Raw genomic sequence first — 21,532 nt, forward strand, 5'->3', positions numbered from 1 at the left:
AAACTTAGCCAACCGCCCTTTCCCTTAAAATGAAAGGCCCCCCGCCTCTCGGCGGGGGGCCTTTTTGATTGCTGCGGGCCGGGGTTAGAAGCGGTAGCCCAGGGTTGCGGACGCGCCCAGGGCGGAGCCCAGGCCGTAGGAACTCCGCTTTTCCCCGTCGTCGTTGTACACGCTCATGGAGCGGGCGAAGGTCCATTCCGGGCCGAAGCGCAGGTCCAGGTTCTCCAGGGGCGACCACAGGGCGTAGAGCCCGGCGCGGATGCCCGACTCCCGGAGGTAGCCCTTGCGCTCCACGGCGCTGTCGTCTGCCAGCCGCCAGACCCCGTCCTCCATGGTCCCGGACAGGCGCAGGGCCCAGGCCGAATCGAAGCGATAGGTCACGTGGCTGCCGGGCAGGCCGAGGCCTGCGGAAAAGCCCTGCTCCGCGCCCTCGCGCCAGGCCAGGGACGCCAAGGGCAGCGCCTTCCAGCCCAGGGGGCCCAGGGCGAGCACGCCCCCGGCGCGCAGGCTCAGGTCCCGGCCCAGGGCGTAGCTCACGCCGCCTCCGGCGGCCGCGCTGAAGGCGTCGTCCATCTCCTCCTCCCAGGCCGCGCCGCCCCGGGCGGTCCAGAACCAGCCCCACGCGCCCCCCAGGTGGCCGCCGCCCTGCGCGGACAGGGCCAGGGAATGCAGGCTGTCCCAGGGCTCGTCCGAGCCGCCGCCCAGGGGCAGCTCGCCACCGTCGTCCCAATGGTAGGTACGCAGGTCGTAGTCCAGGCGAAAGCGGTCCACGAAAGCGGAAACCCCGGCGCGCGCCACCGAGACCCCGCCGTCGCGGTCGTCGAAGTCCGCCGGGGCGGCGACGCCCGCGCGGGCCTCCAGCCGGACGGCCGGGCCCGCGTCGGCGGCCAAGGCCGGGGCAGCCGACATCAGCCCCAGGGCCAGAACAAGACAGATGCAAATACCGCGCATTGGCGTTTTCTCCCGATTCATGAACTGGTTCGAATTATTAAAAATATAAGAAAGAACACTAGGCAACGGCCGTTCCCCGGCGCGGCCGGGAACCGGCCCTGTACCACACCGGGGCGATCGTGGGAAACCCTCAAAGAGGTTTAAAACGCTCGGGCACTGTCCAGGACCCGGCGTCCGGAAACACGCCGCGCAACACGGCCAGGCGCTCCAGGAACTCCGAACGCGGGACCTCGCGCGCGCCGAAGCGCAACAGGTGCCCGGTGGTCTGCTGGCAGTCGATCATGCCGTAGCCCCAGTCCCCGAGCAGCCGCGCCAGCCAGACGAAGGCCACCTTGGAGGCGTCGGGCGCGCGGAAGAACATGGACTCCCCGAAAAAGGCCCGGCCCACGGCCACGCCGTACAGCCCCCCCACCAGTTCGCCGTCCAGGCGGGCCTCCACGCTGTGGGCGAACCCGGCGCGGTGCAGGGCCTCGTAGGCCGCGATCATCTCCGGCAGCAGCCAGGTGCCCTCGATCCCGCGCCCCGGAGCCGTGGCGCAACCCCGGATCACGTCCGGGAAAGCCGTATCCAGCGTGATCTCGTAGCGCTCTGAATTGACCACCCGCCTGAGGGACCGGGGCACGTGCAGCTCGTCGGGCGCAAGCACCAGGCGAGGGTCCGGCGACCACCAGAGGATGGGGTCTCCCGGGCCGTACCAGGGGAACAGGCCCTTGGAATAGGCCAGCACCAGGGTGCGCACGGCCAGGTCCCCGCCAAAGGCCAAGAGCCCGTCGCGCCCGCCCCGCTCGGGGTCGGGGAACCACAGGGAACCCGGGGGAATGTATTCCAGGGGCATCAAAAGGTCCGCAACGAAAGCGGCGCGGACGGCTGGCCGCCCGCGCCGCTGGTTTTTGAAAAACCCGCCCGCCTATTGGCCGGGCAGCCTGAACCGGGGCTTGCCGCCCTTCTTGCCGCCCTTCTTGCCGCGCGGGGCCTCCACCACAACCTCGCCGCCCGAGACCAGGGACCCGAACAACAGCTCGTCGGCCAGGGGGTCCTCGATCTCCTTGCGGATCAGCCGCGCCAGGGGCCGCGCGCCAAAGGCGTTGTCGTAGCCCTCTTCGGCCAGCCAGGCCCGCGCGCCGGGCGTGAGGCGCACGGACACGCGGTTCTCGGCCATGCGCGCGTTGAGGTCGTCCATGAACTTGTCCACGATGCGGCCCATGACGTCGGGGGTCAGGTTGGAGAAGGAGACCACCCCGTCCAGGCGGTTGCGGAACTCGGGGCTGAAGACCTTTTCCACGGCCTGCAGGCACTTGTCCGAGCGGTCCTCGTACTTGGAGCCCGCGAAGCCCATGGAGGCCTTGCCGCTGGCCTCCCAGGCCCCCACGTTGGAGGTCATGAGCAGGATCACGTGGGAGAAGTCGGCCTTGCGGCCGTTGTTGTCCGTAAGCGTCGCGTAGTCCATGACCTGCAAGAGGATGTTGAAGACGTCGGGGTGCGCCTTCTCGATCTCGTCCATGAGCAGGACGGTGTACGGATTCTTGCGGATGGCGTCGGTGAGCAGGCCCCCCTGGTCGAAGCCCACGTAGCCCGGAGGCGCGCCGATGAGCCGCGAGACCGCGTGCTTCTCCATGTATTCGCTCATGTCGAAGCGCACGAAGTTCACGCCCAGGCACTGGGCCAGCTGGCGGGCCAGCTCGGTCTTGCCCACGCCCGTGGGGCCAACGAACAGGAAGCTGCCCGTGGGCTTGCCCTGCTGCCGGAGCCCGGCGCGGGCGCGCTTGATGGACTGGGCCACGATGCCCACGGCCTCGTCCTGGCCGAAGACCTGCTCCCTGAGGGTTTCGCCCAGTTCGCGCAGGCGCTCGCGGTCCGTGGTGGTGATACGGTCCACGGGGATGCGCGCCATGCGCGCGATGACCTTCTCGATGTCCGTGGGCCGGATGTCGTCGGCCTTGCGGCGGCGGGGTTGCAGCTTGTAGGCCGCGCCCGCCTCGTCGATGACGTCGATGGCCTTGTCCGGCAGGAAGCGGTCCGCCAGGTGGCGGGACGACAGCTCGGCCGCCGAGCGCAGGGCCCCGGAGGTGTAGTGCACGCCGTGGTGCTTCTCATAGTACGGGGCCAGGCCCTTGAGGATTTCGAAGGTCTCGTCCACCGAGGGCTCGGGCACGTCTATCTTCTGGAACCGGCGCGACAGGGCGCGGTCCTTCTCGAAATGGTTCTTGTACTCCTCGTAGGTGGTGGAGCCGATGCAGCGCATCTCTCCGGACTGGAGCACGGGCTTCAGGATGTTGGAGGCGTCCATGGTGCCGCCGGTGGTGGCTCCCGCGCCCACGATGGTGTGGATCTCGTCGGCGAAGAGGATGGCCCCGGGAATGGCCACCAGTTCCTTGATGACGCCCTTCATGCGGGCCTCGAAGTCGCCCCGGTACTTGGTCCCGGCCAGCATGGCGCCCATGTCCAGGGCGAAGATGCGGGCCTGGCGGAAGTCCTCGGGGACCTTGCCCTCCACGATTCGCAGGGCCAGGCCCTCGGCCAGGGCGGTCTTGCCCACGCCGGGGTCGCCCACGAACAGGGGATTGTTCTTGCGTCGGCGCGAGAGCACCTGCACGGCGCGGCCGATCTCGTGGCCGCGGCCGATGAGGGGGTCGATGCCGCCCTCCCGCGCGCGCTCGGTGAGGTCCGTGGTGAACTGCTCCAGCATGCCGCCGCCCTCCACGCCGGGGCGCTCGGCCTCGGGCGCGGACGCGGGCTTGCCGGGCAGGCCCGGGGCGTCCCATCCGGAGCGGGGCTCCTTGCCGCCGCCGTGGGAAATGTAGTCCAGGACGTCCAGGCGCGTGACCCCGTGGGAACGCAGGAAGTACACCGCGTAGGAGTCCTCCTCCTCGAACAGGGCGGCCAGCACGTCGCCCACGCGGACCTCGTCGCGGCCCGCGCTCTGGATCTGGAGGATGGCGCGCTGCAACACGCGCTGCACTCCCAGGGTCTGCACCACCTCCGTGGAGGAGTCGTCGGGCAGGATCTCCATGTGGTCGATGAAGAACCGCTCCAACTGATGCTTGAGCCGGATGACGTTGACACCACAGTTGACCATGATGTCGCGGCCCGCCTCCTCAAGCAGCAGGGCGTACAGCAGGTGCTCCAGGGTCAGGTATTCATGGTTGCGTCGCTTGACTTCCTTGACAGCCGAACCGAGCACGTTTTCCAGGCGCTTCGAGAGCATCTATACCTCTTCCATGGTGCACTTGAGGGGAAACCCTTCGCGGCCGGCCATCTGCCGCACCAGGGCGACCTTGGTCTCCGCCACCTCAGCCGTGTAGATTCCGCAGACGCCGACACCCTCGTTGTGGACCTTGAGCATGACGTCCATGGCCTCGGCTTCCGTCTTGGAAAACACGGTCTTGAGAACCTTCACGACGAACTCCATGGTGGTGTAGTCGTCGTTGTGCAGCAGCACCTTGTACTTGCGCGGCTCGCGGACCTCGTCCTCTATGTAGACGCCGGGCTCCCCGGGCCGCGCGAAAGGATCCGCCACTGGTTCCTCCTTGTTCCCGGAACCTTTCTCCGCCTAGGCGGGGAAAGGGTTCCGCCAGTATGTTCACGATACGTAAATCGCCCGGGCAGGTAAAGTGAAAACGGCCCCGACACGCTCTTATGCTAAGACCGGCGCGGAATTTGTCCAGATGCGGACCGGTTGCGCTCTCACGCGCGCAGGCGTTCGGCCTCGTCCGGATCGAAGGCGAAGCCGTCCTCGTGGGGCAGGCCCAGGCGGGCCCGGTGCTCCCTGTTCAGCTGGTGGTAGTTGGCCGTGGAAGTTTCCAGGGCGTCCAGGCCCAGATCCCGGGCCGCGGCCCGCAGGGCTTCGGGCTCGCCCTCGATCTCCACGAAGTCCCCGAAGGGCAGGTGGTCCAGGCAGATGTGGCAGCCCCCGTACTCCCACTCCTCGCGCAGCTTCTCGTAGCTGAAGGCCCGCCTGAGGCCCAGGGCGGTGAACAGCGCGCGCACGGCCCAGGGGTCGTCCACCTGCGTCTCCTCCTCCAGCATGGCCTTGACCCCCTGGGGGACGGGCTCGTCCGGGGGCTGCTTGAGGGTCAGGATATTGCGGCCGTCGCTGCGCAGGCGCACCAGAACCCCACGCCCGGAAAGGCTTTTCTTCGCGTCGTCGAAGACCTCGTTGGTCTCGAAGCGGCGGGCCTGGAAATCCGCACCCAAAGCATGTAGGCTGCTGCGCACGGCGTCCAGGTCCGCATCAAGGTATTTGAGTTCCGTCTCCATGGGCATGGCCGCACCTCCTGTCCCCGGCAGGATAGACCCTCGCGCCCCGGACCGCAACGACGCCAAAGGAAACGTGTTTTGCAGAAGCTTCTCTTCGTCGTCCTGGGCGGGGGCTGCGGAGCCCTGGCCCGTTATCTCGTGGCGGGCTGGGCCCAGCGCCTGGCCGGCAGCTCCTTCCCCTTCGGCACCTTCACGGTCAACGCCCTGGGCTGCCTGCTCTTCGGGTTCATCTGGGGCCTGGCCGAGAACCGCGCCGTCCTGGGGCCCCAGGCGCGGCTGCTGGTGCTCACGGGCTTCATGGGCGCCTTCACCACCTTCTCCACATACGCCTTCGAAAGCGCGGGCCTCTTGCGGGCCGGACAATGGGCCTACGCCCTCCTGAACATGGTGGGTCAGAACGTCGCGGGCCTGGTCCTGGTGTTCGCGGGCCTGGCGCTGGCCCGATACGCATCCTAAAAGGAGTTTCCCATGTCCATCGCCGATAGCTGCCAGATCAAGAATCCCCAGGAAGCCGAACGGCTGACCATCTACAGCGGCGAGCAAGACCTGTTCGAGGGCCGGCCCGTGCACGAGGTCATCGTGGAGGACGCCAGGAAGAACGGCCTGGCCGGGGCCACGGTGCTGCGCGGCATCTCCGGCTTCGGGGCCAACAGCCTGGTGCACACCACCAAGATCCTGCGCCTGTCCGAGGACCTGCCCATCATGACGCAAATCGTGGATTCGCCGGCCAAAATCGACGCCTTCCTGCCCAGGATCAACGCCATCATCAAGGAGGGCCTGGTGGTGCGCGAAACGGTGCAGGTGCTGGTCTACCGCCACTGCAACGGGACCAAGGACTAGGCGGACGGGGCCCGGGGCCTCAGTTCCTGAATTCGCCGTTCTCGTAGATGACCCGCGTCTCGCCCCCGGCCAGGCGGGCGGTGACGGTCTTGGGCTCGGTGTTCACCAGGTCCCAGTGCAGGGCCGAGGTGTTGAAGCCCAGCTCGCGCATGCGCGCGTCGTCCAGCTCCGACGCGTCCCCCGCGTAGGTGGAGGGATAGGACGCGCCGATGGCCACGTGGCAGTTGCCGAATTCGCCGCCGTAGTTCTCGTCGAACAGGGTCATGGCCATGAAGCGGTCGATGCCCGAGAAGCGGCGGTCCGTGAGGGAGAACTCGCCCAGGCGCGAAGCGCCCTCGTCCGTGCGCAGCTGGGCCGCGAGAAAGCCCCCGCCCTGCTCGGCCGAAGCGTCCACCACCCGTCCGTCCACGAACTCCAGGCGCACCCCGCGCACCAGATTCCCGCCCCGAAAGGACGGCTGGTCCGCGTAGTACACCCCGCGCGTGCCGCGCCAGTCCGGGGAGAGATAGAGCTCGAAGCTGGGGATGTTGTGGCCCGTGAGGCCCTCCCAGCGCCGGGATTCCCCGGGCGTGACCTCCAGGTCCACATGCTCGGACTCCACGCGCAGGGAGCGCACGGGCAGGGCGTCCAGCCAGGCCCGCAGCTCGCGCACCTCGCGCATGGTCCTCTTCCACTCCCCCAGGGGCTCGGGCCGGTCCAGATAGCAGGCCCTGGCCACCTGGCGGGCGTATTCGTCCAGGTCCAGCCCGGCCTTCTCCGCCAGCCCCAGGGTGGGATACAGGCACAGGGTCCAGGAGAACTCCCCGGCCAGTTCGCGCCGGTCCAGGATGTCCCGGAAGGGCTTGCGCGCCCGGGCGGCCGCGGCGATGTCCATGGGGTCGGCGTCGGCCAGGTGGGTCAGCTCCCTGGGCGCGAGCACGTGGATGGACCCGGCCACGGCCTCGTACAGCTCCCGCGTGCCCGGGGGCACGAAGGCCAGCTGCTTGGGCGAGGCCGCGAGGTAGAAGTCGCGCTCCATGACGCTGGTGCGGTTCTGGCGTACCACGGGGTTCACGCGGCGCTCCACCAGGGCGCGGTGCACGGCCTCGGCCAACTCCATGCCCGGAGCGTCGAAACGCACCAGCACGGCCTGGCCCGGGGCCACGGGTTCGGGCCTGGATGCGTCCAGGGCCCAGAGCATGATCCGGGCGTATTCTTCAATCTGCGTGGAACTGAGCATGGGGAATCCCTGGCCGCGCGAAGCGGCCGTGGTCAGGGGTGCGGGGGGCGGGAAACGGGGGCTACGTCCGCAGGTTGCGGATCAGGCCCAGAAGGTGCTCCGCGGCGATGGGGCTGCGGCGCGGCAGGTCCAGGATGCTGGGATACTGGGTGCCGACCTCCCGGGACCACATATAGGACGCGGCCGTGGCGTCGGACACGGTCAGTTCCATGCCGTTGGCCACCTTGTCCCGCAGGGTGGCCTTGGTCATCTTGGTGCCGCTGTTGGTCACCGTGGACTGGGAGGCCACGCTCGGGCCGCCGGCGCTCAAAAAAGGCATAGGCTCCACTCGCTTGGGTTTGAACGGTTCCGCCTCGGCTCCAGAATGCCACGCCCGGCTCGGGGACGCAACCGGCGCGGCAAGAGGGCACAACTTACCGTCTCTTCCTCTCGTATCGGCCGCCCCCGGGGGAACATTAGGCCCGAAACGATTTTTTGCGCTCAGGCTGCCTCCAAATGGCGGATGCAAAGCGCAAGAAAACCACAACCCCTCGCGTACGGGCAGTACGCGAAGGGTTGTGGTTTTCGCGGCAGCGAAGCCGCTAAGCGACGCGGCAGACGTGCTGCTTGGGGCAACCCGCTAGTGGGCGACGACCTTGCCCAGAAAATCCCGCAACCTGGGGTTCGCGGGGTTGCCGAAGAACTCGTGGGGCGGGCCCTGCTCCTGGATCACGCCCTGGTCCACGAAGAGCACCCGGTCGGCGACCTCCTTGGCGAAGCCCATCTCGTGGGTCACCACCACCATGGTCATGCCCTCGCGGGCCAGCTTCTTCATGACCTCCAGCACCTCGCCCACGAGTTCGGGGTCCAAGGCGCTGGTGGGCTCGTCGAAGAGGATCACCTTGGGTTGCAGGGCCAGGGCCCGGGCGATGGCCACGCGCTGCTTCTGGCCGCCGGACAGCTGGTCCGGGTAGGCCCCGGCCTTTTCCGCCAGGCCGACCTTGGCCAGGAGCTTGCGGCCGTTGTCCTCGGCCTCGGCCCGGGAAATCTTGCGCACCTTCACAGGCCCGAGGGTCACGTTGTCCAGCACGGTCATGTGCGGGAAGAGGTTGAACTGCTGGAAGACCATGCCCGCCTCGGTGCGCACCATGTTGATGTCCGTGGCCGGGTCGGTGATGTCGTGGCCGTCCACCACCACGCGGCCCGATGTGGGCGCCTCCAGGCGGTTGATGCAGCGCAGCACCGTGGACTTGCCCGAGCCCGAGGGCCCGATGATGCAGACCACCTCGCCCGCTGCCACGTGCAGGTCCACGCCCTTGAGGACCTCCAGGTCCCCGAAATTCTTGTGCAGATTCTGGATATGGATCATGGCGAAACTCCTAGCGGGATCGGCTGGCCAGACGGTTCTCCAGCCTGCGCAGGCCGTAGGCGATGGCCATGGTCATGCACAGGTACACCAGGCCCACGGTGAGGTAGACCTCGAAGGCCCGGAAATTCACGGCCACGATCTCCTGGCCGGTGCGCAGGAGCTCGCCCACGCCGATGACCGCCAGAAGCGAGGTGTCCTTGAGGCTGATGATGAACTGGTTGCCCAGCGGCGGGATCATGCGCCGGAAAGCCTGGGGCCAGATGATGTAGCCCATGGTCTGGGCGCGGCTCAGGCCGATGGAGCGCCCGGCCTCCACCTGCCCCCGGTCGATGGACTGCACGGCCCCGCGCACGATCTCCGCGATGTAGGCCCCGGAGTTCACGGCGATGACCACGATGCCCGCCACCAGGGGCGGGATGCGCATGCCCAGGGCCATGGGCACGCCGAAATACAAAAACATGGCCTGCACCAGCATGGGCGTGCCCCGGATGGTCTCGATGTAGGCCCCGGCCACCTTGCGGGTGAACAGGCCGCGTGACAGCTTCATGAGCCCGGCGGCCGCGCCGAGCACGAACCCCAGGGACAGGCCGCCGAGGGTGATGACGATGGTCCACTTGAGGCCCCGCCCCAGCATGGGCAGGGTGTCCATCATCACGCTCGGTTCAAACTGAAAAGCCATGTGCGCCTCGAAATCGGGGATGCGCCGGGGGCGAAGGGCCGCCCCCGGCCGAAAGAATCAGGAAACCGCGCCTATTTGGGCTCGGTGCCGAACCACTTCACGTACAGCTCGCGGTAGGAGCCGTCGGCCTTCAGGGCCTTGAGGGCCTCGTTGACCTTGGCCACCAGGGCGCTGCCCTTGGGGAAGCCGATGCCGTAGGACTGGCCCTGGTACAGGGGGCCGACCACCTTGACCTGGCCCTTGCCCGCCTTGCGCATGAAGTCGGCGATGACCGGGGAGTCGAAGACCACGGCGTCGGCGCCGCCGGCCATGAGCTCCATGAACATGGCGTCGTTGTTGGGAAAAAGCTTCACTTCCTTGGCCTGGGCGTGGGCCTTGACGTAGTCCTCGCTGGTGGTGCCCAGCTTGGTGGACACGACCTTGCCCTTGAGGGACTCCATATCCTTGATGTCGGCGTTGTCCTTCTTCACCAGCACGAGCAGGCCCGCGTTGTAGTAGCCGTCGGAGAAGTCCACGACCTTGGCGCGCTCGGGCTTGATGGTGATGCCCGCGATGCCCGCGTCCAGCTGGCCGGACTGCAGGCCGGGGATGATGCCGTTGAAGTCCATGGGCTGCAGGTCGTAGTCCGCGCCGATCTTCTTGGCGATGGCGTCCCACAATTCCACGTCGAACCCGGTGTGCTTGCCGCTGGCCGGATCCTTGAACTCGAAGGGCGGGAAGTTGGTGTCGGTGCCCACGGTGAGCTTGGCCGCAAAGGCGGGGACCGTCAGGGCCGCGCACAGGAATGCGGCGAACAGGATGAATGCGAACCTTTTCATGATGCCTCCTCATATGATTGGCGACGTCTTAATTCACTCTCCACTCTACACCCCAGCAGTTCCGCTGGAAAACAATGGACGATGCCCAAAACCCTACATTTTCGCAAGGCAAAATCAAGGATGTTCTGGACACGACCGCCGCATCGGAAAACCCGGGACTTTCGTGTTGACGGAAACCCCGATCCGGAGCAGCGGGCACACGCCCTCCCTTCGCAGGACTCGACAGAAACCGTGCCGCCCCGCATATCGACAGAAGGCGAAACCGGGAGTAGCATATCAGCACTCCAAACCAACGCCCGGCGCGCCCCGACAGCCGCCGGGCGCGAAGCCCCGCCAACGAGCCAGGATGAGGAAAATGAGGCTTCCCGCCCTGTTCGCCGCCGCCCTAGCGGCCATGATCCCGCTGACCGCCCCGCCCCTGGCGGCGCGGGAGCCCCTGCGCGTGGCCTTTCCCGAATACCGGCCCTATTTCTGGCGGGACGAGGGCGGGGCCATGCACGGTTTCTTCCACGACATCATCAGCGAGGCTCTGGAGACGCGCATGGGCGTGCCCCTGGCCTGGTCGCCCTACCCCTGGCAACGCTGCCAGGCCCTGGTGCGCGAAGGCAGGCAGGACGCCCTGGTCACCGTGCCCACGCCGGAACGGAGCGCCTATACCGTGACCCACGACGAGCCCTTCTATCTCAAGCCCCTGCACCTGTTTACCTACGCGGGGCATCCGCGCATGGAGGAGCTGCGCGCCATCCGGGGCATCCCCGACATCAAGAAGGGGGGCTTCACCGTGGTCACCAATTCCGGCAACGGCTGGAACAGGCTGCTCGTGGAGTCCGCGGACATCCCCTGCCTGCGGACCCCGACCCTGAAAAACGTCTGGCTGATGCTGGGTGGGCGGCGCGGAGACCTGGCCATCGAATGGCCCGAAAGCGCCTGGCCCGGCATCCGGGAGGCCGGGGTCCAGGACAGCGTGGAGCAGGTGTCCACCGGGGCCGTGATCTCCTACCAGCCCTTCCACCTGCTGATCCGTAAGGGCTGCGCCCCCGCCGGCCTGCTGGACCGATTCGACGAGGTGATCCGCGCCATGCGCGAGGACGGCTCCATCGACCGCATCATGAGCCGCTACGGCCTGCCACGCTGAACGGTCGCCCCGGCCTCCGATCGCAAGGAAAGGTCAAAGAAACCGTCCTTTATCATTGACTGTCCCTTCGCATTGTCATACGCAACAGAGCAGAATGGGCCAGAGCCTGTTCGCCAGGCATGGAGCCACTGCATCCGACGACACGGCGCCTGCGACGCGCAACGGTTCACGTTACAGCTGGACAACCCCCTCTCCCTCTCTCCATCCATGCAGGAACACTGGAATCATTCAGTGCCTTCCCGGCACTGTTGATTGCAGATATACCTGATGGCCATCCAACTTCCGGAGGGGTAGCATGAACTCACTCGTCATCGCCCTGGTGTGCTTCGTGGGCTATATCGTGGCCTACCACACCTACGGCAGGTTCCTGTCCAAAAAAATCTTCAAGGTGGACGACGCGCTGGAATGCCCCAGCTGCTCCCTCAAGGACGACAAGGACTACGTCCCCACCAAGAAGGAAGTCCTGTTCGGCCACCACTTCACCTCCATCGCGGGCCTGGGGCCCATCGTGGGCCCGGCCATCGCCATCATCTGGGGCTGGGTGCCCGCGGTGCTGTGGGTCTTTTTCGGCTCCATCCTCATGGGCGCGGTGCACGACTTCGGCTCGCTCATGGTCAGCATCCGCAACAAGGGCCGCTCCGTGGGCGACGTGGCCTCCAGCCTGATCAGCGCCAGGGTGCGGACCCTGTTCCTCTTGATCATCTTCTTCGAGTTGCTCATCGTCATCGCGGTGTTCTCGCTGATCATCGGCATCCTCTTCAACATGTACCCGGCCGCCGTGATCCCGGTCTGGTTCGAGGTGCCCATCGCCGTGGCCCTGGGCTACCTGATCTACAAGAAGGGCGCCGGGCACACGGGCCTGGGCATCGCCGCCGTGATCCTGATGTACCTCACGGTGATCATCGGCGCGTACGTGCCCCTGAAGATGCCCGAGATGTTCGGCCTGAACCCCATCGTGATCTGGGTCCTGATCATGCTGGTCTACGCCTTCATCGCCTCCACCCTGCCGGTGCAGGCGCTGCTGCAGCCGCGCGACTACATCAACGGGCACCAGCTGCTGGTGGCCCTGGGCCTCTTGTGCATCGGCGCGCTGGTGGCCCATCCGACCTTCGTGGCCCCGGCCGTGAACATGACTCCGGCGGGCGCGCCGCCCATCTTCCCGTTCCTGTTCGTGGTCATCGCCTGCGGCGCCATCTCGGGCTTCCACTCCCTGGTCAGCTCGGGCACCAGCGCCAAGCAGTGCGAAAACGAGCGCGACTGCCAGTTCATCGGCTACGGCTCCATGCTCACCGAGGCCGCCCTGTCCACCCTGGTCATCGTGGCCGTGGGCGCGGGCATCGGCATGGGCCTGCACCTGGCCGACGGCACCGTGCTCACGGGCCCGGAGGCCTTCACCACCCACTATGCGAGCTGGTCCAGCGCCGCCGGCCTGGGCGCCAAGCTCAAGGCCTTCGTGGAAGGCTCGGCCAATCTCATGGAGAGCTACGGCATCCCCGTGGAGATCGCCCTGACCATCATGGGCGTGTTCCTGGTGAGCTTCGCCGCCACCACCCTGGACAGCGCCACCCGCATCCAGCGCTACGTGGTGGCCGAGCTGGCCGAGGCCTACAACGTCAAGGCCGCCGCCACCCCCGTGGGCGCGACCCTCATCGCCGTGGGTTCGGCCGCGCTGGTCTGCTTCCACAACGGCTTCGCCAAGGAGGCCGTGACCAAGGGAGCCCTGGCCCTGTGGCCGCTGTTCGGCACCGTGAACCAGCTGATGGCCGCCATGGCGTTGTTGGTGATCACGGTGTATCTGGCGCGCAAGAAGATGCCCACCTTCGTCACCGCCCTGCCCCTGGTGTTCATGGTCGTCATGACGGGCTGGGCCATGGTCATCAACCTGGGAACCTTCTACGCCAAGGCCAACTGGATGCTGTTCTTCATCGGCCTGGCCGTGTTCCTGCTGGAAATCTGGATGATCATCGAGAGCCTCATCGTGCTCAAGTCCCTGGCTACGGGGCCCGAACCCTCGGGGACGACCCCGGCCTAACCCCCCTTCCGAGCCACGCACGGGGCCGCCGGCATCAGCCGGCGGCCCTTTTTTATGCCCCACCGGCCGGAAACCAGCCCTTCGACATCTGCAATACGAACCACTGGAATCTCTATCTCCGGGCCGAAAACTCGTCTGGATACTCAAATTGACATACCAGATGGGCTGGCCTAAAAGACTCTCCATCCCGACCACCATCCGCCACGAGAAGGGCGCAGATATCCCCCGAATACGCCAACGCACCAACAAAAACGTGCCCAGGGCCCGTGCACTTCAAACGCAAAAACCGACAGGTGAAGCGTCTAAAAGTGCAAAAAACTAAAAATACCGGGATGTTCATTGACGCTTTTTGTTCGTTGCCATAGAGAAAACTACAAATAGAACCGGGGGACCGGATAGAACGGACGATGCCGCACACCGCGATCGGACAAAGTCGGCGAGATCATTGCGACCAATGGGGGGCGCAAGGCTCCTGCGGTCCGCTTGCAGTGCGCGGAAGGAACCGGACGGGGTCTCGGGGACACCGGAGTGGAGAGGAATATATCACGGGCAAACCAACTTTTGGAGGAAACGCATGAACTCACTCATTATTGCCCTGCTGTGTTTCGTAGGTTACGTGGTGGCCTACCACACCTATGGCAAGTTCCTTGCCAAGAAAATTTTCGACGTGGACCCGTCACGGGAATGCCCGAGCAGCGCCCTTGAGGACGGCACGGACTACGTGCCCACCAAGAAAGAAGTCCTGTTCGGCCACCACTTCACCTCCATCGCGGGCCTCGGCCCCATTGTGGGACCGGCCATCGCCATCATCTGGGGATGGGTGCCCGCAGTCATCTGGACCGTGTTCGGCTCCATCTTCATGGGCGCCGTGCACGACTTCGGCGCGCTGATGGTCAGCATGCGCAACAAGGGCCGTTCCGTGGGCGACGTGGCCTCCAGCCTGATCAACCCCAGGGCGCGCCTGTTGTTCCAGCTGATCATCTTCTTCGCCCTGATGATCGTCATCGCCGTGTTCTCCCTGATCATCGGCATCCTGTTCACCATGTACCCGGCCTCGGTCTTCCCGGTCTGGTTCCAGATCCCCATCGCCGTGATCCTGGGCTACCTGATCTACAAGAAGGGCGGCAACATCACCATCCTGGGCATCGTGGCCGTGATCGCCATGTACATCACGGTCTTCATGGGCGCCTACATCCCCATCAAGCTGCCCACCATGCTCGGCCTGAACCCGCTGGTGATGTGGATCCTGATCATGCTGGTCTACGCCTACGTCGCCTCGACCCTGCCCGTACAGGTGCTTCTGCAGCCCCGCGACTACATCAACGGCCACCAGCTGCTCATCGCTCTGGGCCTGCTCTGCCTGGGCGTGCTCGTGGCGCATCCGACCTTCGTGGCCCCGGCCCTGGACCTGCATCCCGCCGGCGCTCCGCCGATCCTGCCCTTCCTGTACGTGGTCATCGCCTGCGGCGCCATATCGGGCTTCCACTCCCTGGTCAGCTCCGGCACCAGCGCAAAGCAGTGCGAGACCGAGGGTGACAGCCTGTTCATCGGCTACGGCTCCATGCTCACCGAGGCCGCCCTGGCGACCCTGGTCATCGTGGCCGTGGGCGGCGGCATCGGCCTGGGCCTGCACACGTCCGACGGCCAGGTGCTGACGGGCGTCACCGCCTTCACCACCCACTACGCCAACTGGTCCAGCGCGGCCGGCCTGGGCGCCAAGCTCGGCGCCTTCGTGCAGGGTTCCGCGAACATGATGGTGGCCTACGGCATTCCCAAGGACATCGCCCTGACCATCATGGGCGTGTTCCTGGTGAGCTTCGCCGCCACCACCCTGGACACCGCCACCCGCATCCAGCGCTACGTGGTGGCCGAGCTGGCCGAGGCCTACAACATCAAGCCTCTGACCACTCCCTCCGGCGCCACCCTGGTGGCCGTGGGCACCGCCGCCCTGATCTGCTTCAACGGCGGCTTCGAGGTTACCGCTGTGAAGAAGGCGGCCCTGTCCCTGTGGCCCCTGTTCGGCACTGTGAACCAGCTCCTGGCCGCCATGGCCCTGTTGGTCATCACCGTGTATCTGAAGCGCAAGCAGAAGCCCGTGGTCTTCACGGCCGTGCCTCTGGTCTTCATGGTCGTCATGACCGGCTGGGCCATGATCGTGAACCTGGCCAACTTCTACGCCAAGGGCAACTGGATGCTGTTCACCCTCGGCCTGATCGTCTTCGTCCTGGAGATCTGGATGATCATCGAGAGTTCCATCGTCATCAAGAACCTGTTCACCGGGGCGGACACCAACACCGACGCCGCCGAGGCGTAAAGCCGGCGAACCGGACTACACACGAAGCAAACAAGGCCGCCGGGTTCAACCCGGCGGCCTTTTTCTTCGGCGTAAAAACAGAACGGGCTCAGGGCACGAGCACGGTGGCACCCACGGTACGCCGGGCCTCCAGGTCCGCGTGGCCCCGGGGGGCCTCGGCCAGGGGCATGGTCCGGCCCACGTCGATGCGCACGGCCCCGCGCTCCACCACGTCGAACAGGTCGCGGGCGTGGTCCAGGAGGTCCGCGCGGCGGGCCGTGTAGGTCATGAGCGAGGGCCGCGTGAGGAACAGGGAGCCCTTGGCCGACAACAGGCCCAGGTCGAAGGGCTCCACCGGGCCCGAGGCGTTGCCGAAGCTGACCATGAGCCCCAGGGGCCGCAGGCAGTCCAGGGACTTCATGAACGTGGCCCGTCCCACCCCGTCGTAGACCGCGTCCACGCCCCGGCCGCCGGTGATCTCCCTGACGCGCTCGGCGAAGTCCTCGTCCTTGTAGAGGATCACGTGGTCCGCGCCCAGGGCCCGCGCCACGTCGGCCTTTTCCGGCGATCCGGCCGTGGCCAGGACCGTGGCGCCCTTGTCCTTGGCCCACTGGACCAGGATCTGCCCCACCCCGCCGGCAGCGGCGTGCACCAGGACGGTGTTCCCGGCCGTGGCGTTGAAGCAGCCGTAGAGCAGGTAGCGCGCGGTCATGCCCTTGAGCATCATGGCCGCGGCCTGCTCGAAGGAAATGGACTCGGGCAGCCTCACGAGGCGGTCGGCGGGAATCAGCCGCTCCTCGGCGTAGGCCCCCGGCGGCACCCCCGCGTAGGCCACGCGGTCCCCGGGCTTCAGGCCCTGGACCCCGGGCCCCACCTCCAGGACGACCCCGGCGGCCTCCAGGCCGGGCACGCAGGGCAGCGAAGGCAGCGGATAGAGACCCGTGCGGTGATAGACGTCGATGAAGTTGAGGCCCACGGCCTTGTGGCGCACACGGGCCTGGCCCGGCCCGGGGCGCCCCACGGCCACGTCCTCCCAGGACAGGACCTCGGGGCCGCCGTACTCATGAATCACAAAAGCCTTGGACATTGACGCTCCTTATCGTCGTTTTGCGCCATAATGGTGCGCAAACGCCGGACAAACTATTGTATACACCCTATCAGCACCATTTATTCATGTCCATACACAATACGTTTATTCTTGTACTCCCCGCCGGGGCGGCCAACAACAGACCTATGGCCCGAATCATTATTCCCGCTGCAACCGCACGCAGTCTCCACGCGACAAAATAAAGGCTTTTTGATTCTCCAAAACGTACTGGCAATCAAGGAAATAGCGATGATTAAAACAACACGCCGTCAACAGTATCATATCATCGATACAGTCTGGCAATTCACCTTCCCGACCCGCCCCCCAGGGCCGCCCCCTCCCGGGCACGACAAAAGGCCGCGCCCCTCGCGGGACGCGGCCTTTGCGGTTCATGTGCTTTTCAGCCGGGGCACCCCTACCCCGGGCTCGTCGCTACTTCTTCAGCCAACTCATCATGCCGCGCAGCTTGGCGCCCACGACCTCGATGGGATGGGCGGCGGTCTGCTTGCGCATGGCGTGCATGGAAGCCTGGCCCGCGGCGCACTCGAGGATGAATTCCTTGGCGAAGCGGCCGTCCTGGATCTCGGTGAGGATGCGCTTCATCTCGGCCTTGGACTCCGCGTCCACCACGCGCGGTCCGCGCGTGAAGTCGCCGTACTCGGCGGTGTCGGAGATGGAGTGGCGCATGTTGGCCAGGCCGCCCTCGTAGATCAGATCCACGATGAGCTTCATCTCGTGCAGGCACTCGAAGTAGGCCATCTCGGGCTGGTACCCGGCCTCGGTGAGGGTCTCGAAACCGTTCTGGATCAGGCTGCACAGCCCGCCGCAGAGCACGGCCTGCTCGCCGAAGAGGTCGGTCTCGGTCTCTTCCTTGAAGGTGGTCTCGATGACGCCGGCGCGGGTGCCGCCGACGCCCCGGGCGTAGGCCAGGGCCATGTCGTGGGCCTTGCCGGAGGCGTCCTGCTCCACGGCGATGAGGCAGGGCACGCCGCCGCCCTCGGTGTACACGCGGCGCACCAGATGGCCCGGGCCCTTGGGGGCGATCATGGCCACGTCCACGTCCTTGGCGGGCTTGATCTGGGAGAAGTGGATGTTGAAGCCGTGGGCGAAGAGCAGCAGGTCCCCGGCCTTGAGGTTGGGGGCGATGTCCTGCCGGTACACCGAGGCCTGCACCTGGTCGGGCAAGAGGATCATGACCACGTCGGCCTTGGCGGCGGCCTCGGCGGCGGGCATGGGCTCGAAGCCGTGCTCCTTGGCCAGCTCGTAGTTGGCGCCGCCCGGGCGCTGGCCGATGATCACGTCGAGGCCGGAGTCGCGCAGGTTCTGGGCGTGGGCGTGGCCCTGGCTGCCGTAGCCGATGACGGCGATGGTCTTGCCCTTGAGCAGACCGAGATCGGCGTCGTTGTCGTAATACATCTTCATGGGTTCCTCACTAATCGTTTGGTTTGTTCATGTATGAATGTGCAGACGGAAATCAGCCGCCCGGAGGTCCCCCGGCGGCTGCCCGACTATCGTTTCTGTCTGAAAGTGGCTGGCCGGGGTCGCCCGGCCTTGGATTTCCCTACTGCATGCTTCGCTTGAGGGCAACCGTACCGGTTCGGGCGATTTCCTTGATCCCGAATCGTACTAGCAGGTCCAGGATGGCCTCGATCTTGCCCCGGTCCCCGGTGCTCTCGATGACCAGCTCGTCCGGGGACACGTCCACCACCTTGCAGCGGAAGATGTCCACGATGCGCAGGATCTCCGCGCGCTTGGAGTCCACGGCGTCGACCTTCACGAGGAGCATCTCGCGCTCCACGGAGCGGTGCTCGTTCATGTCCACCACGCGGATCACCGTGACCAGCTTGCGCAGCTGCTTGATGATCTGCTCGATGACCACCTCGGGGGCCGAGGTGGTGATGGTCATGAGCGACACGCCCTCTTCCTGGGTCGGCCCCACGTTCAGGGATTCGATGTTGAAGCCGCGCCCGCTGAACAGCCCGGCCACGCGCGACAGCACTCCGGGCTCGTTTTCCACCAAAACAGACAACACATGTCTCGGCATGGCGACCTCCTAGACCACCAGCATCTCGGACAGGGACGCGCCCGCCGGGACCATGGGATAGACGTTTTCCTCCTTGGCCACCGGGATATCCACGATGACCGGGCCTGGGGTGGCGAAGGCCTTCTTGAGAACGGCCTTGACCCGCCTGGGGTCCGAGACGCGGAAGCCTTCGGCCCCGTAGGCCTTGGCCAGCTTGACGAAGTCCGGGGTCACGTCCATGCACGTGGCGCAGTAGTTGCGCTCGTAGAACAGCTCCTGCCACTGCCGGACCATGCCCAGGTAGCCGTTGTTCAGGATCACGATCTTCACGGGCAGGCCGTAGCAGATGGCCGTGGCCATCTCCTGGATGCACATCTGGATGGAGCCGTCGCCGGCCACGTCCACCACCAGCTTGTCCGGGAAGGCGACCTGCGCGCCGATGGCCGCGGGGAAGCCGTAGCCCATGGTGCCCAGCCCGCCCGAGGTGATCAGGGTCCGGGGCTTGTGGTAGTCGTAGAACTGGGCCGCCCACATCTGGTTCTGCCCCACCTCGGTGCAGATGATGGCCTCGCCCTTGGTCAGCTCGTACAGGGCCTGGACCACGGACTGGGGCTTGATGACGCCCTGTTCCCCGGGCGTGTAGCTCAGGGGGTGGTCCTTCTTCCACTTGGCGATGCGCTTGAGCCAGTCGCGGTGGGCCTTGCGGCGCGAGCCCTTGGCCCCCTCCACCAGCTTGCGCATGCCCGCGAGGGCCTGGTTGCAGTCGGCCACCACGGGCACGTCCACATGCACGTTCTTGCGGATGGACGTGGGGTCCACGTCCACGTGGACCACCATGGCGTTGGGCGCGAAGGTGTCCAGCTTGCCGGTGACGCGGTCGTCGAAACGCGCGCCCACGGCCACCAGCAGGTCGCACTCCTGCACCGCGCGGTTGGCCGCGTAGGTGCCGTGCATGCCCAGCATGCCCAGCCAGAGGTCCTCGTTGCCCGGGAAGGCCCCGAGCCCCATGAGGGTGGCCGTGACCGGCACCTTCAGGGTCTTGGCCAGCCAGGTCAGGTCCGCGTGGGCGTCGGCGCTGATGACCCCGCCGCCCACGTAGAACAGCGGGTTCTCCGCCTTGGCCAGCAGGTCCACGGCCTTGGCCAGCTGCTTGGCGTTGGGCTTGACGTTGGGGTTGTAGCTGCGCAGGGACACGGAGCGCGGATAGCTGTAGGAGGTCTTCTGCTGCAGGATGTCCTTGGGCAGGTCCACCAGCACCGGCCCGGGGCGGCCCGTTCGCGCCAGATAGAAGGCCTCGGCGATGGTCCGGGCCAGCTTGGTCACGTCCTTGACCAGATAGTTGTGCTTGGTGCAGGGGCGGGTGATGCCCACGATGTCCACTTCCTGGAACGCATCGTTGCCGATGAGCGGGGAAGGGACCTGGCCGGTGAACACCACCACGGGAATGGAATCCATGTAGGCGTTGGCGATGCCCGTGACCGTATTGGTCGCGCCCGGGCCGGAGGTCACCAGGCAGACGCCGACCTTGCCCGTGGCCCGGGCGTAGCCGTCGGCCGCATGGATGGCCCCCTGCTCGTGGCGCACCAGGTAATGCTTGAGTTCCGGATGGTTGGGAAGTTCGTCGTATATGTCGATGACGGCCCCGCCAGGGAACCCGAATATCGAATCAACTCCTTCCTTTTTCAAACTTTCCAGTAAGATCTGAGCCCCAGTGAGCTCCATATCATTCCTCCGAGCGGTACTTTTCCAATAACTTGTCGAGTTTGGTCTTGCCGAGCAGCTTCTTCTTCTTCAGTTCCTTGATCACCCGCGTGTCCTCGGGGCTGCGTACGGCCTTCTTTTCCAACTTATCCAGTTGCTTCTCGTATAGGAGGTGCTCCTCCCATAGAATCTTGATCTCGGGGTTCCGCTCGGAGAGTACAGCGATCAATTCCAGATCAGTCTTTTCCATTGACCCATCTCCTGGTGGTTGTGGTTCCCGCCCCCACGGCGGCAGGCCCGCCGACTACCGGCTTCACGCCGGCCAGAGGGGTGTGGTTTCCGATTCTATGCGCAACGTCTTGGCGCGGCTCTTTTCGCCCTGCACCAAGGTCACACGGTTCTTCCGTATCTTGAAAAGTTCCGCCACGAAGGCGGCCAGGGCCTTGTTGGCCTTGTTCTCCACGGCCGGGGCCTGCAGCCTGATCCTGAGCCTGCCGTCGTGGACCCCGTCCACCTCTGACTTGCGGGCCCCCGGCTGCACCCAGACCGTGAGCAGCCACGCTCCGGCCCCTTCGGGCCGCGCGTATTGCGGCTCGGTCATGGCCGCCTCCCAGGCATTCCGGCACCGGCCCCCCGCATCAGGCTCCGGCCTTGGCCATGAATTTCAGCTTGGACTCGGCCGCATCCAGTTCGGCCTGCTCCTCCTTGTCGGCCTCGAGCATGCGGATGTGCGCGTCGAGGATGGAGCGCAGCTTGATCTCGAACTGGGTGCGCTGCTTCTTGAGTTCCGTGATGTCCCCGTGCAGCTGCGCCAGGCGCTGGTGCGACTGCTGGAGCATGACCTCGGCCTTGGAGTTGGCAGCGTCGATGATCAGCTGGGCCTCGCGCTGGGCGTTGGCCTTCATGTCGTCGATCATGCGCTGGGTGGTCATCAGGGTGTCGCGCAGGGTCTGCTCCCTGCTCTTGTGCTCCTCCAGGGCCTCCTCCAGGCGCTCCACGCGCTCGATGAGGGAGTCGCGCTCCTGGGCCAGGGCCCCCAGGGACTCGGCCGCCTCCTGCATGAACACATCCACGTCCACGCAGGTGTAGCCGCGGAAGGAACGGGAAAATATCTTGTTCAGGACGTCGATTTTGCTCACGGACATGGAT

The 21,532-nt window shown here is 66.0% G+C and carries 22 protein-coding genes; 5 read left to right on the forward strand and 17 right to left on the reverse strand.

Annotated elements, in window-relative coordinates; translation table 11 throughout:
- Positions 1–84: 84 nt before the first annotated feature.
- The 5 genes from ACYYG1_RS09005 to ACYYG1_RS09025 all read right to left on the reverse strand — a co-directional run bounded on the left by ACYYG1_RS09005 (position 85) and on the right by ACYYG1_RS09025 (position 5,214).
- Complete coding sequence (locus ACYYG1_RS09005) at positions 85–951, reverse strand: hypothetical protein (RefSeq protein ID WP_461209970.1); 867 nt, start codon at positions 949–951, stop codon at positions 85–87.
- Positions 952–1,081: 130 nt separating this feature from the next.
- On the reverse strand, positions 1,082–1,786 hold the full coding sequence (aat, locus tag ACYYG1_RS09010) for a leucyl/phenylalanyl-tRNA--protein transferase (protein ID WP_461209971.1): 705 nt from the start codon (positions 1,784–1,786) through the stop codon (positions 1,082–1,084).
- 72 nt (positions 1,787–1,858) lie between these two features.
- A complete protein-coding gene (gene clpA, locus ACYYG1_RS09015) occupies positions 1,859–4,156 on the reverse strand; it encodes an ATP-dependent Clp protease ATP-binding subunit ClpA (protein ID WP_461209972.1) in 2,298 nt (765 codons plus the stop codon).
- Positions 4,157–4,468 (reverse strand): ATP-dependent Clp protease adapter ClpS, encoded by a 312-nt coding sequence (gene clpS, locus ACYYG1_RS09020; RefSeq protein WP_461209973.1) that lies wholly within the window; start codon positions 4,466–4,468, stop codon positions 4,157–4,159.
- A 167-nt stretch (positions 4,469–4,635) separates the two neighbouring features.
- Positions 4,636–5,214, reverse strand: a complete 579-nt coding sequence (locus ACYYG1_RS09025) for a class IV adenylate cyclase (protein ID WP_461209974.1) — start codon at positions 5,212–5,214, stop codon at positions 4,636–4,638.
- Positions 5,215–5,286: 72 nt separating this feature from the next.
- Here ACYYG1_RS09025 and crcB point away from each other — a divergent pair, with 72 nt between their 5' ends.
- Both crcB and ACYYG1_RS09035 read left to right on the forward strand, forming a co-directional pair.
- Positions 5,287–5,664 carry a fluoride efflux transporter CrcB gene (gene crcB, locus ACYYG1_RS09030; RefSeq protein ID WP_461209975.1) on the forward strand — a complete coding sequence of 126 codons (378 nt, stop codon included), beginning with the start codon at positions 5,287–5,289 and terminating at the stop codon, positions 5,662–5,664.
- A 12-nt stretch (positions 5,665–5,676) separates the two neighbouring features.
- Positions 5,677–6,048, forward strand: coding sequence for a DUF190 domain-containing protein (locus ACYYG1_RS09035; protein ID WP_461209976.1), 372 nt, complete (start codon positions 5,677–5,679; stop codon positions 6,046–6,048).
- A gap of 19 nt (positions 6,049–6,067) precedes the next feature.
- Here ACYYG1_RS09035 and ACYYG1_RS09040 read toward each other — a convergent pair whose 3' ends face one another.
- From ACYYG1_RS09040 to glnH, 5 genes are all read right to left on the reverse strand, one after another.
- Positions 6,068–7,267: an aminopeptidase gene (locus ACYYG1_RS09040; RefSeq protein ID WP_461209977.1), complete on the reverse strand. Its 1,200-nt coding sequence runs from the start codon at positions 7,265–7,267 to the stop codon at positions 6,068–6,070.
- A gap of 61 nt (positions 7,268–7,328) precedes the next feature.
- The gene (locus ACYYG1_RS09045) at positions 7,329–7,586 is read right to left on the reverse strand and encodes a hypothetical protein (RefSeq protein WP_461209978.1); all 258 of its coding nucleotides are present in this window, start codon (positions 7,584–7,586) and stop codon (positions 7,329–7,331) included.
- Positions 7,587–7,886: 300 nt separating this feature from the next.
- Positions 7,887–8,615, reverse strand: coding sequence for an amino acid ABC transporter ATP-binding protein (locus ACYYG1_RS09050; protein ID WP_461209979.1), 729 nt, complete (start codon positions 8,613–8,615; stop codon positions 7,887–7,889).
- Between the two features lie 10 nt (positions 8,616–8,625).
- Positions 8,626–9,294: an amino acid ABC transporter permease gene (locus ACYYG1_RS09055; RefSeq protein ID WP_461209980.1), complete on the reverse strand. Its 669-nt coding sequence runs from the start codon at positions 9,292–9,294 to the stop codon at positions 8,626–8,628.
- 71 nt (positions 9,295–9,365) lie between these two features.
- Entirely contained in the window at positions 9,366–10,112 is a 747-nt protein-coding gene (glnH, locus tag ACYYG1_RS09060; RefSeq protein WP_461209981.1) for a glutamine ABC transporter substrate-binding protein GlnH, read from the reverse strand.
- A gap of 355 nt (positions 10,113–10,467) precedes the next feature.
- On the opposite strand from glnH, the gene ACYYG1_RS09065 reads away from it, so the two are divergent.
- The 3 genes from ACYYG1_RS09065 (at position 10,468) to ACYYG1_RS09075 (ending at position 15,593) form a co-directional block, all read left to right on the forward strand.
- Positions 10,468–11,247 (forward strand): substrate-binding periplasmic protein, encoded by a 780-nt coding sequence (locus ACYYG1_RS09065; protein WP_461209982.1) that lies wholly within the window; start codon positions 10,468–10,470, stop codon positions 11,245–11,247.
- A gap of 295 nt (positions 11,248–11,542) precedes the next feature.
- Positions 11,543–13,279: a carbon starvation CstA family protein gene (locus tag ACYYG1_RS09070; RefSeq protein ID WP_461209983.1), complete on the forward strand. Its 1,737-nt coding sequence runs from the start codon at positions 11,543–11,545 to the stop codon at positions 13,277–13,279.
- Positions 13,280–13,853: 574 nt separating this feature from the next.
- Positions 13,854–15,593 carry a carbon starvation CstA family protein gene (locus tag ACYYG1_RS09075; RefSeq protein WP_461209984.1) on the forward strand — a complete coding sequence of 580 codons (1,740 nt, stop codon included), beginning with the start codon at positions 13,854–13,856 and terminating at the stop codon, positions 15,591–15,593.
- 88 nt (positions 15,594–15,681) lie between these two features.
- Here the strand turns inward: ACYYG1_RS09075 and ACYYG1_RS09080 are convergent, their stop codons facing one another.
- From ACYYG1_RS09080 to ACYYG1_RS09110, 7 genes are all read right to left on the reverse strand, one after another.
- Entirely contained in the window at positions 15,682–16,659 is a 978-nt protein-coding gene (locus ACYYG1_RS09080; RefSeq protein WP_461209985.1) for a quinone oxidoreductase family protein, read from the reverse strand.
- 432 nt (positions 16,660–17,091) lie between these two features.
- Positions 17,092–18,081, reverse strand: a complete 990-nt coding sequence (ilvC, locus tag ACYYG1_RS09085) for a ketol-acid reductoisomerase (protein WP_461209986.1) — start codon at positions 18,079–18,081, stop codon at positions 17,092–17,094.
- Positions 18,082–18,220: 139 nt separating this feature from the next.
- Positions 18,221–18,703: an acetolactate synthase small subunit gene (ilvN, locus tag ACYYG1_RS09090; protein ID WP_461209987.1), complete on the reverse strand. Its 483-nt coding sequence runs from the start codon at positions 18,701–18,703 to the stop codon at positions 18,221–18,223.
- Between the two features lie 9 nt (positions 18,704–18,712).
- Positions 18,713–20,404, reverse strand: a complete 1,692-nt coding sequence (gene ilvB, locus ACYYG1_RS09095; RefSeq protein WP_461209988.1) for a biosynthetic-type acetolactate synthase large subunit — start codon at positions 20,402–20,404, stop codon at positions 18,713–18,715.
- A 1-nt stretch (position 20,405) separates the two neighbouring features.
- Positions 20,406–20,633, reverse strand: a complete 228-nt coding sequence (locus ACYYG1_RS09100; protein ID WP_461209989.1) for a DUF465 domain-containing protein — start codon at positions 20,631–20,633, stop codon at positions 20,406–20,408.
- A gap of 63 nt (positions 20,634–20,696) precedes the next feature.
- Positions 20,697–20,984, reverse strand: a complete 288-nt coding sequence (locus tag ACYYG1_RS09105; RefSeq protein WP_461209990.1) for a DUF167 domain-containing protein — start codon at positions 20,982–20,984, stop codon at positions 20,697–20,699.
- Between the two features lie 37 nt (positions 20,985–21,021).
- The gene (locus ACYYG1_RS09110) at positions 21,022–21,528 is read right to left on the reverse strand and encodes a DivIVA domain-containing protein (RefSeq protein ID WP_461209991.1); all 507 of its coding nucleotides are present in this window, start codon (positions 21,526–21,528) and stop codon (positions 21,022–21,024) included.
- Positions 21,529–21,532 lie beyond the last annotated feature (4 nt).

The sequence above is a fragment of the Desulfocurvus sp. DL1XJH-121 genome (assembly GCF_054819825.1).